Source organism: Streptomyces xylophagus (assembly GCF_000716435.1).
In the GTDB taxonomy this organism is placed as follows: Bacteria; Actinomycetota; Actinomycetes; order Streptomycetales; family Streptomycetaceae; genus Streptomyces; species Streptomyces xylophagus.
Map to the genome: position 1 here is coordinate 34,154 of NZ_JNWO01000028.1, position 13,165 is coordinate 47,318.

General features: G+C 69.8%; 12 protein-coding genes. 5 read left to right on the forward strand and 7 right to left on the reverse strand.

Features of this window, described 5'->3' with window-relative positions:
• Positions 1 to 105: 105 nt before the first annotated feature.
• The 4 genes from ruvX to OO70_RS41640 are packed head-to-tail and all read right to left on the reverse strand — an operon-like array spanning position 106 to position 4,065.
• Positions 106 to 570 carry a Holliday junction resolvase RuvX gene (gene ruvX, locus OO70_RS41625; protein WP_043683963.1) on the reverse strand — a complete coding sequence of 155 codons (465 nt, stop codon included), beginning with the start codon at positions 568 to 570 and terminating at the stop codon, positions 106 to 108.
• A gap of 15 nt (positions 571 to 585) precedes the next feature.
• On the reverse strand, positions 586 to 3,258 hold the full coding sequence (gene alaS / locus OO70_RS41630) for an alanine--tRNA ligase (RefSeq protein WP_043683965.1): 2,673 nt from the start codon (positions 3,256 to 3,258) through the stop codon (positions 586 to 588).
• Positions 3,258 to 3,617, reverse strand: a complete 360-nt coding sequence (locus tag OO70_RS41635; RefSeq protein WP_043683967.1) for a hypothetical protein — start codon at positions 3,615 to 3,617, stop codon at positions 3,258 to 3,260. Before OO70_RS41635 ends, alaS begins: the two co-directional genes overlap by 1 nt.
• A 7-nt stretch (positions 3,618 to 3,624) precedes the next feature.
• Positions 3,625 to 4,065, reverse strand: a complete 441-nt coding sequence (locus tag OO70_RS41640; protein WP_043683969.1) for a DUF948 domain-containing protein — start codon at positions 4,063 to 4,065, stop codon at positions 3,625 to 3,627.
• A 152-nt stretch (positions 4,066 to 4,217) separates the two neighbouring features.
• Here OO70_RS41640 and OO70_RS41645 point away from each other — a divergent pair, with 152 nt between their 5' ends.
• On the forward strand, positions 4,218 to 6,386 hold the full coding sequence (locus OO70_RS41645; protein ID WP_199827507.1) for an ATP-binding protein: 2,169 nt from the start codon (positions 4,218 to 4,220) through the stop codon (positions 6,384 to 6,386).
• 30 nt (positions 6,387 to 6,416) lie between these two features.
• On the opposite strand, the gene rpsD is transcribed toward OO70_RS41645, so the two are convergent.
• The 3 genes from rpsD to OO70_RS41660 all read right to left on the reverse strand — a co-directional run bounded on the left by rpsD (position 6,417) and on the right by OO70_RS41660 (position 9,407).
• Positions 6,417 to 7,031: a 30S ribosomal protein S4 gene (gene rpsD, locus OO70_RS41650; protein WP_043683972.1), complete on the reverse strand. Its 615-nt coding sequence runs from the start codon at positions 7,029 to 7,031 to the stop codon at positions 6,417 to 6,419.
• Positions 7,032 to 7,347: 316 nt separating this feature from the next.
• A complete protein-coding gene (locus OO70_RS41655) occupies positions 7,348 to 8,703 on the reverse strand; it encodes a replication-associated recombination protein A (protein WP_043684068.1) in 1,356 nt (451 codons plus the stop codon).
• A 47-nt stretch (positions 8,704 to 8,750) separates the two neighbouring features.
• On the reverse strand, positions 8,751 to 9,407 hold the full coding sequence (locus OO70_RS41660) for a vitamin K epoxide reductase family protein (RefSeq protein ID WP_043683974.1): 657 nt from the start codon (positions 9,405 to 9,407) through the stop codon (positions 8,751 to 8,753).
• Between the two features lie 142 nt (positions 9,408 to 9,549).
• On the opposite strand from OO70_RS41660, the gene OO70_RS41665 reads away from it, so the two are divergent.
• From OO70_RS41665 to OO70_RS41680, 4 genes are read left to right on the forward strand one after another with little or no spacing between them, the layout of a single operon-like run.
• Positions 9,550 to 10,416, forward strand: a complete 867-nt coding sequence (locus OO70_RS41665) for an ABC transporter ATP-binding protein (protein ID WP_043683976.1) — start codon at positions 9,550 to 9,552, stop codon at positions 10,414 to 10,416.
• A complete protein-coding gene (locus tag OO70_RS41670; protein ID WP_043683979.1) occupies positions 10,413 to 11,264 on the forward strand; it encodes an ABC transporter permease in 852 nt (283 codons plus the stop codon). Before OO70_RS41665 ends, OO70_RS41670 begins: the two co-directional genes overlap by 4 nt.
• Positions 11,261 to 12,460, forward strand: coding sequence for a sensor histidine kinase (locus tag OO70_RS41675; protein ID WP_043683981.1), 1,200 nt, complete (start codon positions 11,261 to 11,263; stop codon positions 12,458 to 12,460). Before OO70_RS41670 ends, OO70_RS41675 begins: the two co-directional genes overlap by 4 nt.
• On the forward strand, positions 12,457 to 13,080 hold the full coding sequence (locus OO70_RS41680; protein ID WP_043683984.1) for a response regulator: 624 nt from the start codon (positions 12,457 to 12,459) through the stop codon (positions 13,078 to 13,080). Before OO70_RS41675 ends, OO70_RS41680 begins: the two co-directional genes overlap by 4 nt.
• The last annotated feature ends 85 nt before the right edge of the window (positions 13,081 to 13,165 follow it).

A 13,165-nucleotide genomic window follows, 5' to 3' on the forward strand; every position in this document is an offset into this window, starting at 1 on the left:
GAGGCGGCGGTCGCGGCGCTTGCGGCTCCGGCTTCCGTACCGCCTCTTGCTGTGCCATGGCTGTTCGAACACCATCGCATCGCGCGGAACGTTACCGTATCGCGATCAGATGACCACTTCGACGCCCTCGCCGGGTGGTTTACCTGACACCCGTTCGGATTCCAACGCCTGCTGGAGGATGATCACAGCGGCCGCCTGATCGATGACCGAGCGGCCCTTCTTGGACTTCACCCCCGAGGCGCGCAGTCCCTGACTGGCCGTCACCGTGGTCATCCGTTCGTCCAACAGTCTGACCGGTACCGGGGCGATGCCCTTGGCCAGCTCCTGGGCGAAGGCCCGGACCTTCACGGCGGCCGGTCCCTCGCCCCCCTTGAGGGAGCGAGGGAGACCGACGACGACTTCGATCGGTTCGTACTCCTCGACGAGTTGCCTCAACCGGCGGTGCGCCGCCGGGATGTCGCGGCCGGGGACCGTCTCGACGGGAGTGGCGAGGATTCCGTCGGGGTCGCACGAGGCGACCCCGATCCGGGCGTCCCCGACGTCGATCGCGAGTCGGCGGCCTCTTCGCATGTTCTCGACCGCTTCTTACTTGGCCGTGTCGGCGACGAGTCGCTCGACGGCGTCGACGGCCTCGCCGACGGCGGCCGGGTTCTGGCCACCGCCCTGGGCCACGTCCGGCTTGCCGCCACCGCCGCCGCCGAGGGTCTTGGCGGCGGCGCGGACCAGGTCACCGGCCTTGAGGCCGCGCTCGCGGGCGGCTTCGTTGGTGGCGATGACCGTCAGCGGCTTGCCGTTGTTGACCGTGAACAGGGCGACTACGGCGGCCCGTCCGCCCTGGATACGGCCGCGCACGTCGAGGACCAGCTTGCGCAGGTCGTCGGCGCTCGTGCCGTCCGGCACCTGGCCGGTGACGACGGCGATCCCGTGCACGTCCTTGGCGGACTCGACGAGACCGGCGGCGGCCTGCAGCACCTTCTCGGCGCGGAACTTCTCGATCTCCTTCTCGGCGTCCTTCAGCTTGCCGAGCATGGCGGAGACCTTCTCCGGAAGCTCCTCCGGACGGCCCTTGATCAGCTCCTGGAGCTGGGCGACGACCGTGTGCTCACGGGCGAGGAAGTTGTAGGCGTCGACACCGACGAGTGCTTCGATACGGCGCACCCCGGAGCCGATCGACGACTCGCCGAGCAGCTTGACCAGGCCGAGCTGGGAGGTGTTGTGGACGTGGGTGCCGCCGCACAGCTCCTTGGAGAAGTCGCCGATGGTCACGACGCGGACCCGCTCGCCGTACTTCTCGCCGAACTCGGCGATGGCGCCCTGCTTCTTGGCCTCGTCGAGGCTGAGGATCTCGGCGTGCACGTCCAGGTCGCGGGCGAGCACCTCGTTGATCTTCTGCTCGACGTCGGTCATCACGGCCGTGGGAACGGCGGACGGCGAACCGAAGTCGAAGCGGAAGCGGCCCGGCTGGTTCTCGGAACCGGCCTGCGCGGCCGTCGGACCGAGCGCGTCCCGCAGCGCCTGGTGGGTGAGGTGCGTGGCCGAGTGGGCGCGGGCGATGGCGGTACGGCGGCGGATGTCGATCGCGGCCTCGGCCTTGGCGCCGACGGTGACCTCGCCGAACTGGACGACGCCCTTGTGGACGTAGACACCCGGGACCGGCTTCTGGCAGTCGCGGATCTCGATCACGGCACCGGACTCGACCTTGATCCGGCCGGTGTCGCCGATCTGGCCGCCGCCCTCGGCGTAGAAGGGCGTGCGGTCGAGGACGATCTCGACCTCGTCGCCCTCGGTCGCGGCCGGGGAGGAGACGCCGTCGACGAGGATGCCGACGATCGTGGACTCGCCCTGGGTGTCGGAGTAGCCGATGAAGTCGGTCTCGCCGGCCTTGTCGGCGATCTCGCGGTAGGCGCCGACACCGGCGTGACCGGTCTTCTTGGCCTGGGCGTCGGCCTTGGCCTGGTCGCGCTGCTGCTTCATCAGGCGCCGGAAACCGTCCTCGTCCACGGAAAGGCCCTGTTCGGCGGCCATTTCGAGGGTGAGGTCGATCGGGAAGCCCCAGGTGTCGTGGAGCAGGAACGCCTTGTCGCCGGCGAGGACCTTGCCGCCGGACTCCTTGGTGTCGGAGATGGCCGTGTCGAGGATGTTGGTGCCGGCCTTCAGCGTCTTGACGAAGGCGGCCTCCTCGGCGAGGGCGACGGTCTCGATCCGCTGGCGGTCGGTGACCAGCTCGGGGTACTGCTGGCCCATCATCGCGATGACCGTGTCGATGAGGTCCTTGACGACCAGGCCGGTGGCGCCGAGCAGTCGCATGTTGCGGATGGCGCGGCGCATGATGCGGCGCAGGACGTAACCGCGGCCCTCGTTGCCGGGGGTCACGCCGTCGCCGATGAGCATCACGGACGTGCGCATGTGGTCGGTGACCACGCGCAGGGAGACATCGGACTCGTGGGAGTGGCCGTACTCGACGCCGGTCAGCTCGGTGGCCTTCTTGATGACGGCCATGGAGGTGTCGATCTCGTACATGTTCTGCACGCCCTGCAGGATCATCGCGAGGCGTTCCAGGCCGAGGCCCGTGTCGATGTTCTTGCTGGGCAGCTCGCCGAGGATCTCGAAGTCCTCCTTGCCGATGCCCTCGCCGCGCTCGTACTGCATGAAGACCAGGTTCCAGATCTCCACGTACCGCTCGTCGTTGACGGCCGGGCCACCCTCGACGCCGAACTCGGGGCCGCGGTCGTAGTTGATCTCGGAGCACGGGCCGCAGGGTCCGGGGACGCCCATCGACCAGTAGTTGTCCTTCTTGCCGAGGCGCTGGATGCGCTCGGCCGGGACGCCGATCTTGTCGCGCCAGATGGTCTCGGCCTCGTCGTCGTCGAGGTAGACCGTGATCCACAGACGCTCGGGGTCGAGGCCGTAACCACCCTTGTCCTGGGGCGAGGTCAGCAGCTCCCAGGCGTAGGTGATCGCGCCTTCCTTGAAGTAGTCGCCGAAGGAGAAGTTGCCGCACATCTGGAAGAACGTGCCGTGGCGGGTGGTCTTGCCGACCTCTTCGATGTCGGGTGTGCGCACGCACTTCTGCACGCTGGTGGCGCGCGGCCACGGCGGCTTGACCTCGCCGAGGAAGTACGGCTTGAACGGGACCATGCCGGCGGGGACCAGGAGCAGAGTCGGGTCGTCCGCGATGAGCGACGCCGAGGGGACAACGGTGTGGCCGCGCTCCTCGTAGAAGCTCAGCCAGCGGCGGCGGATTTCAGCCGACTCCATCAGTGGTCCTCATTCCGGTTGTACGAGTACGTCGTCCTGTCGTTTCTTTCGACGGACATAGGGGTGTTGCGGTTCTCGATGGCGATGTGGTGCCTGGCGGCGGGGAGTTCGGGGTCGACCGGGGCGTTGATCCCCAGGGCGTCGCCGAGTTCGGCCTCCCGCTGGGCCATGCCCGCGCGGACGTCGAGCGCGAAGCCCACGGCGCTGTCCTTGAGCCGGTGGCCCGCTTCGAGCGCCTTGTTGGCCGCGGAGACGGCGAGGTGCTCGGGGGTCAGCTGCTTCAGCTTGCGATTGACCTTGGTGGTCGCCCAGACACCGGCGGCTACGCCCGTGCCGAACCAGAACGTACGGCGGAACATGGCTCGGTCAGTCCTTCTTCCGGGTGCGCTTGACCCGCCGCGCGGCCGGGACCGTACGGCCCACGATCACGGTACGGCGGGACGCCTTGGCGGGCGCTTCCTCGCGGCGGCCGCCCAGGGCCCGGCGGACGCCGTAGCCGAAGGCCGCGACCTTGACGAGGGGGCCGCCGAAGGTGGAGGCGACGGTGGTCGACAGAGCGGAGGCGTTCGACGTGACCTCCTGGACGTCGGTGGCGATCGCGTCGACCCGGTCGATCTGGGTCTGCGCGGAGCGCACCGCCGAGGAGGCGTCCGCCAGCAGTGGGACGGCCTGGTCGGTCACGTCCGCGACGAGCTTGGTGGTCGCCTTGAGCGTCTGGGCCAGCCTCACGAGTGCGACAGCGAGGAAGGAGACCAGGATCGCCCAGAAGACGGCCACCAGAATCCCGGCCACCTCTCCACCGGACACCTGACACCCGCTCTCATGAACACCTGCAGATAACTGGTCCCGAGCCTATCGCGCCGGGGGTGGCGGTCCGTACCGCATTACCGCCCCGCGCGCGGTGGAGTTGAGCGAAGCGATTGTACGGACTGAATACGGTTCAGTACGCTCCGTGTTCCATGCGAGCTTCCCCTGGCGGCGGCGCCACCGCGGACGGCAATCTGCCCCTCGAACCCGACCGGTTCGTGGGCCGCTCGGCCGAACTGACCGAGCTGGCACGGGCGCTCGACGACTCGCGTCTGGTCACGGTGACCGGCCCCGGCGGGGTCGGCAAGTCGCGGCTCGCGGCCCGTGCGGCGGCCCTGTCCGCGCCCCCGGACGGGGTGTGGCGGGTGGAGCTGGCGCCGGTGCGCGACCCGGAACTCGTGGACTTCACCGTCGTAGAGACGCTGGGGCTGACGGATCACACCACGCGGTTGCCGCGTGAGGCGCTGCTCGCGCATCTGGCGGAGCGTCAACTCCTGTTGGTGCTGGACGGGTTCGAGCATCTGGTGGAGGTGTGTGCCTCACTGGTGGCCGAGTTGCTGCGGCGGGTGCCGGGGCTGCGGGTGCTCGCGGTGGGGCGGCGGCCGTTGGAGCTGGCGGGCGAACGGGTGGTGGCGCTGGCGCCGTTGGGCGAGGACGAGGCGGTGGAGCTGTTCGCCGACCGGGCCGCGCAGCAGGGGGTGGTCCTCGAAGACGATCCGGACGTACGGGAGTTGTGCCAACGGCTGGACGGGATTCCGCTCGCCGTCGAGTTGGCAGCGGGGCGGCTGCGGGCCTTGTCCCCTACGGAGTTGCTGGCGCGGTTCGACGACCGGTTCCAGCTGCTGGCGGGCGGGCGCAGGGACGCGCTGCCCCGGCATCAGACGCTGCGGACGGCGATCGGCTGGAGCCATGAGCTGTGCACGCCCGAGGAACGGCTGCTGTGGGCACGGCTGTCGGTGTTCGCCGGGCGCTTCGACCTGGAGGCCGCCGAGTACGTGTGCGGCGGCGACGGACTGCCCTCGGACGACGTCCTCGACGTGCTGTCCGAGCTGCTCGCGCAGTCCGTGGTCGTCCGCGAGGAGTCGGCGACGGGCGTGCGGTACCGGATGCTCGACACGATCCGGGCCTACGGCGCCGACTGGCTGGAGGCGACCGGGGACGCGGCGCGGCTGCGGCGGCGACACCGTGACTGGTATCTGGGGCTTGCCACTTGGTGCGAGCTGGACTGGTTCTCGCCGCGCCAGCGCGAGGTCGCCGCGCGGGTCGAGGCGGAGCTGCCGAATCTGCGCGGCGCCCTGGAGTACTGCCTGACCGAGCCGGACGAGACGCATCTGGGCCAGTATTTGGCGGGCTCCCTGTGGTTCTACTGGGCGGGCTGCGGGCGGCTCTCGGAGGGCCGGCACTGGCTGGAGCAGGCCGTCCAACTCGACGCGGAGAACACTGCCAACGACCAGTCACGGCTGAAGGCCCTGTGGGTGCTGGGCTATGTGGCGATCCTCCAGGGCGACACCGTGCCCGCGCTGGCCGCGCTCCAGGAGTGCCGGGAGGAGGCGGCCGAGGCCGCGAACCCCACGGCGGTCGCGTACGCCGAACACCGCACCGGCTGCCTGGCGTTGGTCACGGACGACATGCCGCGCGCGGAGACACTGCTGCGCTCCGCGCTCGACCGCTATCAGCAGATCGGCGAGCTCAACAGCAATGTCCTGATGGGCCAGGTCGAGCTGGCGATGACGCGGGCGTTCCAGGGCGATCTGGCGGACGCGGTGAAGCTGTGCGAGGACGTCCGGCGGGTGTGCGAGGACCACGGCGAGCGGTGGACCCGGGCGTACGCGCTGTACGTCCTGGCCTATGTCGCCTGGAGCGAGGGCGAACTCCCGCACGCGCGCGACCTGTTGGCGGACTGCCTGGGCAGCGCGCACGGCTTCCGCGATCTGCTCGGCTCGGTGCTGGCGGTCGAGCTGCTGGCCCTGGTCACGGTGGCGGAGGGCGATGCCGCCGAGGCCGCGCTGTTGCAGGGCGCGGCGGGCGGGATGTGGCCGTCGGTGGGGCTGCCGCTGTTCGGGTCGGCGTACTACAACGCGCCGCACGAGCTGTGCGAGGCGATGGCCCGGGAGCGGCTGGGCGACGAGCGGTACGAGGAGTGCGTACGGGAGGGCGCGCGGCTGGGCCGGGAGGCGGCCGTGGCACGGGCGTTGGGGCAGTCGCGGTCGCTCGACGCGGTGCCGGTGCCGCGCGGCCCGGTGCGGCACGGGGCGGTCCGCGTGGACATGCGAAAGCCCGCCGCCTCGCCCACCCGGAAGGGCGGGGAGACGGCGGGCTGACGGAGAGGTGGTGCTACGTCCGTGAGGTGATCAGCGGGCGTAGTACTCGACGACGAGCTGCTCGTCGCAGATCACCGGGATCTCCTTGCGGTTCGGCTCGCGGTCCAGGCGGAACGCCAGGGCGCCGAGGTTCACCTGGAGGTAGCGCGGGGTCTCGCCGTCGGGGGCGAAGCCACCGGCGCGGGAGACCTCGAACAGGGTCTTGCTGCGGCTGCGCTCGCGGACCATGACGACATCGTCGGGCTTGACGCGGAAGGACGGCTTGTCGACCTTGCCGCCGTTGACCTCGATGTGGCCGTGGACGACCATCTGGCGGGCCTGGTAGATCGTGCGGGCGATGCCCGAACGAAGGACCAGCGCGTCGAGACGACGCTCCAGCTCGATGATCAGGGCCTCACCGGTCTTGCCCTGGACCTTGGAGGCACGCTCGTAGGCGCGGACGAGCTGGCGCTCGGACACGTCGTACTGCGCGCGCAGACGCTGCTTCTCCAGCAGACGGACCTTGTAGTCCGAGTTCTGCTTGCGGCCACGACCGTGCTCACCCGGCGGGTAGGGACGGGCCTCGAAGTACTTGACGGCCTTCGGGGTCAGCGCGATGCCGAGGGCACGCGACTTCTTGACCTTGGGGCGGGACTGATTCGCCACGATGTCTCTTTCCTGGTTATCGGCTTGTCAGGGTCGTGAGAGAGGTCGCATCCGCAGCCGGGGGAAACCCGCCGGGGCCCTTGCGGGACCTGGTGGGCAGCCGCTCCCCTGATCTGGGCACATACGTGCAGCACGCGAGTGGCCCACCGACCGGTCCCGTCCTGCGACGGGTGGTGATGGGCTGCCCGCGACACCATTCGAACGGTGCGCGACGCTCTTGGAGCCGGTCCGAGGACTGGGTCCTTTGACTGGCTCCGGCTGACCGTCCCGTTCTGACCGCACGGGACACAGCGCTTCGAGGGATTCTACAGGGTGCTCAGGACCGCTTACGACCAAGGTGTTTCCGGGTCCACTCCACGGCGTCCGCGTACCGCGCCTCCGCTCCGTGGCGGGTGGGCTCGTAGTACTCGCGGTCCTTCAGCTCCTCCGGGGCGTACTGCTGCTCGGCGATGCCCTCGGGCAGGTCGTGCGGGTACACGTACCCCTGGGCATGCCCGAGCTTGGCCGCGCCCTTGTAGTGCCCGTCCCGCAGATGCATCGGCACCGGGCCCGCATGCCCCTTGCGTACGTCCTCCATGGCGGCGCCGATCGCCATGGTCGCCGCGTTCGACTTGGGTGCCAGGGCGAGCGCGATGGTGGCGTGGCTGAGGGTGAGCGCGGCCTCCGGGAAGCCGATCATCGCTACGGCCTGGGCGGCGGCGACCGCGATCGGCAGCGCGTTCGGATCGGCCAGGCCGATGTCCTCGCTGGCGGAGATCATCAGGCGGCGGGCGATGAAACGGGGGTCCTCGCCGGCCTCGATCATGCGGGCGAGGTAGTGCAGGGCCGCGTCGACGTCGGAGCCGCGGATGGATTTGATGAGGGCGCTGGCCACGTCGTAGTGCTGGTCGCCGTCGCGGTCGTAGGTCACCGCCGCGCGGTCGACGGTCTCCTCCAGGGTCTGGAGGGTGATGGCCGGCTCGCCCTTGTCGAGGGCGGCACCGGCGGCGGCCTCCAGGGCGGTGAGCGCGCGGCGGGCGTCGCCGCCGGCGATGCGCAGCAGGTGGTTCTCGCTGTCCTCGGGGAGGGTGACCGCGTCCTTGAGGCCGCGCTCGTCGGACAGTGCCCGGCGGAGCAGGGCGCGCAGGTCGTCGTCCGTGAGGGGTTCGAGGGTGAGGAGGAGGGAGCGGGACAGGAGCGGGGAGATCACCGAGAAGTACGGGTTCTCCGTGGTCGCCGCGATCAGGGTGATCCAGCGGTTCTCGACGGCCGGGAGCAGGGAGTCCTGCTGGGCCTTGCTGAAGCGGTGGATCTCGTCGAGGAAGAGGACGGTCTCCTTGCCGAAGCCCCCGGTAGCCCGGCGGGCGCCGTCGATGACCGCGCGGACCTCCTTGACGCCTGCGGTGATCGCGGACAGCTCCACGAACCGCTTGTTGGTCGCCTTGGAGACGACGTACGCGAGGGTCGTCTTGCCGGTGCCGGGCGGGCCCCAGAGGATCACCGAGGACGGTCCGGCGGGGCCGCCCGCGCCCTCGCCGACCAGTCGGCGCAGGGGTGAACCCGGCTTCAGCAGGTGCTGCTGGCCCACGACCTCGTCGAGGGTGCGCGGGCGCATCCGTACCGCCAGGGGACTGCTGGACGGGTCCGTCTCCTGGCGTGCTTCGGCTGCGGCGGTGAAAAGGTCGGGCTCCACGTCCAAAACCCTATGTCACCGCACTGACAATGCGGTCTGGCCCGGAGTTACGCCCAGAGCTGGGTGCCCCAGCGGGTCAGGATCAGCATGGCGATGATGCCGACGTGGGTGACCGGGAGGACCCAGGTGAACTCGCCCAGGAAGTTCTTCACCGGGCGCGGGACCTTCAGGAAGTCGTTGCGCATGTTGAACGACGTGACGTACCAGAACATCGTGATCGTGGCGACCCAGGCCAGCGAGCACCACAGGCACAGCGCGTTGATCCGGTACAGCGACTGGAACTGCAGCCAGGTGCAGAAGGCCACCCCGAAGAGCGTGCCGAAGTTGAAGGTCAGCCAGTACCAGCGCGGGAACTTGACCCGGGTCAGCAGGCTGATGCCGACGCAGATGACGATGCCGTAGGCGACCAGGCCGAGCATCGGGTTCGGGAAGCCGAAGGCCGCGGCCTGCTTGCTCTCCATGACGCTGCCGCAGGACACGATCGGGTTGATGCTGCAGCTCGGGGTGAACGTCTTGCCCGCGAGCTTGCCCTCAAGGATCTTGAACTTGTCGATCGTGATGACCCACGCGGCGAGCAGACCGGCCGCACCGGTGATCACCAGCAGCACGGCGAAGGCCCGGCTGCTGCCCACCGTGCGCGGCTCCGCGGCCGTGTGCTCCGGCTCGGAGTCGGTGGAGACGTCCTTCACTGTCGTCTTGCTCATCACGCCGATCCGTCACTTGAGAGTTGGACCTTCTTCGGGCACGGCCATTGTGCCGCACGCGCACCTCTGTCCACCGTTCGGTGGACATAAGGAAGTACGCACGGTCGTCCCTGAGCGCTCGATTCCGGACGATGCTCAAGGCATGACAGCACAGGCGAACGAACTCGCAGTGGATGTGCGGGGGCTGCGCAAGCAGTACGGGGACGTGACCGCCGTAGACGGAATCGATCTCGAGATCCGCACGGGAGAGGTGTTCGGGCTGCTCGGGCCCAATGGGGCGGGCAAGAGCACCACGATCGAGATCCTCCAGGGCAACCGCGGCCGGGACGCGGGCGAGGTGTCGGTGCTCGGCTCGGACCCCGCGACGGGCACACGCGCGTGGCGTTCGCGGGTGGGCATCGTCTGGCAGGACGAATCCGCACCCGCGGAGTTGACGGTCGGCGAGACCGTACGACACTTCGCCCGCTACTACCCGCGCCCTCGCGACCCCGAGGAGGTCATCGGCCTGGTGGGGCTCGAAGCCAAGGTGGACAGCCGGATCAAGGGGCTCTCGGGCGGGCAGCGCCGGCGTCTCGACGTAGCCCTCGGGGTCATCGGCGATCCGGAACTCCTGCTCCTGGACGAGCCGACGACCGGTTTCGACCCGGCGGCCCGACGCCAGTTCTGGGACCTGATCCGCAAGCTCTCCGACGAGGGCACGACCATCCTCCTCACCACGCACTACCTCGAGGAGGCGGAGAACCTCGCCGACCGCCTCGCCATCGTCGCCAGGGGCCGCGTGGTCGCCGAGGGCGAACCGGCCGCCCTGCGCGAGCGCCACGGCACCGGAGCCACCGTCGAGTGGACGGAGCCGGACGGCACCCCGCGCGCGGAGCACACCGACACTCCTACCAAGGTCGTAGCCGAGCTCGTGCACCGATTCGACGGCGAGATCCCCGGGCTGCTGGTGAGCCGCCCCACCCTGGAGGACGTCTACCTCCGGCTGACCGGACAGGAGGACGCGCGATGACCACGACCACGACCGCTGTACGGGCCCGGTCCAGGACCTCCGAGAAGCGCCTGCCCGGCGCCTGGGGACTCGGCCTCCGGCGCGGGTCCCTGGAACTCAAACAGTTCTTCCGGCAGCGCGAACAGGTGGTGTTCACCTTCGCCTTCCCGGTCGTCTTCCTCTTCCTTTTCGCGTCGATCTTCAAGGACGACGTCCAGGGGGCGGGCATCAACGCCTCGCAGCTCTACGTCCCGGCGATGATGGCGGCCGGCATCATGTCGACGAGTTTCCAGTCCCTCGGCATCTCGATCGCGATCGAGCGGGACGAGAAGGTGCTGCGCCGGCTGCGCGGCACTCCGATGCCACCGGCCGCGTACTTCCTCGGCAAGATCTGGCTGGTTCTGGTCACGGGGTTGGCGGAGACGGCGATCCTGCTCCTGGTCGGCACCACCTTCTACGACGTGGATCTGCCCTCGTCCGCGGTGAAGTGGCTGGACTTCGGATGGATCTTCGTGCTGGGTCTGACGGCCTGCGCCCTGCTCGGCATCGCGGTCAGCTCGGTCCCGAAGTCCGGCAAGAGCGCGACCTCCGTGGTCGTACTGCCCTTCCTGGTGCTGCAGTTCATCTCCGGGGTGTACATCGCCATCGACACCATCCCGGACTGGATGCTCAACATCGGCGCGCTGTTCCCGCTGAAGTGGATGTGCCAGGGGCTGCGCGGGGTGTTCCTGCCTTCGTCGGCGCAGGTGCTGGAGCAGGCCGGGAGCTGGGAGTTCGGGAAGATCGCGCTGGTGCTCGGGGCGTGGTGCGTCGGAGGATTGGTGCTGTGTCTGCTGACCTTCCGGTGGAAGAACCGGCGCGACGGATGAACGCCTCGGGCGGAGCGACGGGCACGGACGCCTGGGACCACTCGTTCCGGCTCTGGGACACGTACTTCGCCCTGATCTGGCTGGCCACCCTGGTGTTCGTGCTCGGCACGAACTTCCCGGGGTGGCCGGTGCGCGTCGTGGCGGCCGGGCTGCTCGTGCCGCTGGTTCCCCTCTACGTCTGGTACGGGCGCCCGAACCTGCGGGGCGAACCGCCCGACGAACGGCGGGCCGTCGGCTACCTCGCCGCGCAGATGGCCCTGTTCCTGCCGTCGGCGGTCCTGGTCGGCGAGACCCGGCTGATGGCCTTCGCGCTCGTCCCACCCTGCTTCATGATGCTGCGGCTGCGCTGGGCGCTGATCGCGGTGACCGTGATCAACATCGCGCCCGTGATCGGCTGGGCGCTGCTGTGGTGGCCCAGCGCCCAGGACGTCTTCTTCAACTCGGTGTTCGGCGTGGTCACCCTGGTCTTCTCGATGGCCCTCGGCACCTGGATCATCCGTGTCATCGAACAGAGCCAGGAGCGCGCGGAGTTGATCGCCGAGCTGGACGCGAGCCGCCACGAGGTCTCCCGGCTGTCCTCGGCGCACGGCGCGCTGGCCGAACGGGAGCGCATGGCCCGCGAGATCCACGACACCCTCGCCCAGGGCTTCACCAGCCTGCTGATGCTGGTCCAGGCGGTGGAGGCCGAGTTGGACGACGACCTGCCGCAGGCCCGCCGTCACCTGTCGCTGATGGACGAGACGGCCCGGCAGAACCTCGCCGAGGCCCGTGCCCTGGTCGCCGGCGGCGCGCCCGCCGACCTCGCGGACGCCACGCTGCCGGACGCCCTGCGCCGGCTCGCCGCCCGCCATGACGCGACGTTCCAAGTCACCGGCCCTGTGCGTGCGTTGCCCGCCGGGCCCGAGGTGGTCGCCCTGCGTTCCTGCCAGGAGGCGCTCGCCAACGCCCGCAAGCACGCGGGGAGTTCGGCGACGGTGTGCCTCGCCCTGACGTACACCGACGAGACGTTGACCGTGTCGGTGCGGGACGACGGGTGCGGCTTCGACCCGGGGGCGGTGTCCGGCGGGTACGGTCTGGCGGGGCTGCGGGCGCGGGTCGCCGAGGTGGGCGGGACGGCGCGGGTGCGCAGCGCGGCTGGTGAGGGCACGACGGTGACGGTCCGGTTGCCGGTGTCACCGCTAAGGAGTCCCCGATGATCCGGATCGTCCTGGCCGACGACCATCCCGTCGTACGGGAGGGCCTGCGCGCCATGCTCAGCGCCGAACCGGACCTCGACGTGATCGCCGACGCGTCGAGTGGGCCACAGGCCGAGGCGTTGGCGGCTGAACTCCGCCCCGACATCGTGCTGATGGACCTGCGGATGCCGGGCGGCGGGGGCGTCGACTCCATCGTGCGGATGAGCGCGGCCGGGCTGGCGTGCCGGGTGATCGTTCTCACGACGTACGAGACCGACCGGGACATCCTGCGTGCCGTGGAGGCGGGGGCGGCCGGCTATCTGCTGAAGGATCTGCCTCGGGGCGAACTCGCGAACGCGGTGCGGGCCGCGGCGCGCGGTGAGACGGTGCTTGCGCCTTCGGTGGCCGCTCGGCTGGTTGACCAGTTGCGGACGAAGCCGGAGCGGCCTCGGCTTTCGGAGCGGGAGACCGCGGTGCTGCGGTTGGTGGCGGAGGGGTGCACGAACGCGGAGATCGGGCGGCGGTTGTACATCGGGGAGTCGACTGTGAAGACCCATCTGCTGCGGGTCTTCGGGAAGTTGGGGGTCGATGACCGGACGGCTGCGGTGACGAGTGCGATGCGGTACGGGTTGCTGGACTGAGGATTCTCGCCCCCGCCGCCCCTACCCGTCCCATCACTGGGGGCTCCGCCCCCAGACCCCCGCATCGGCCTGAACGGCCTCGTCC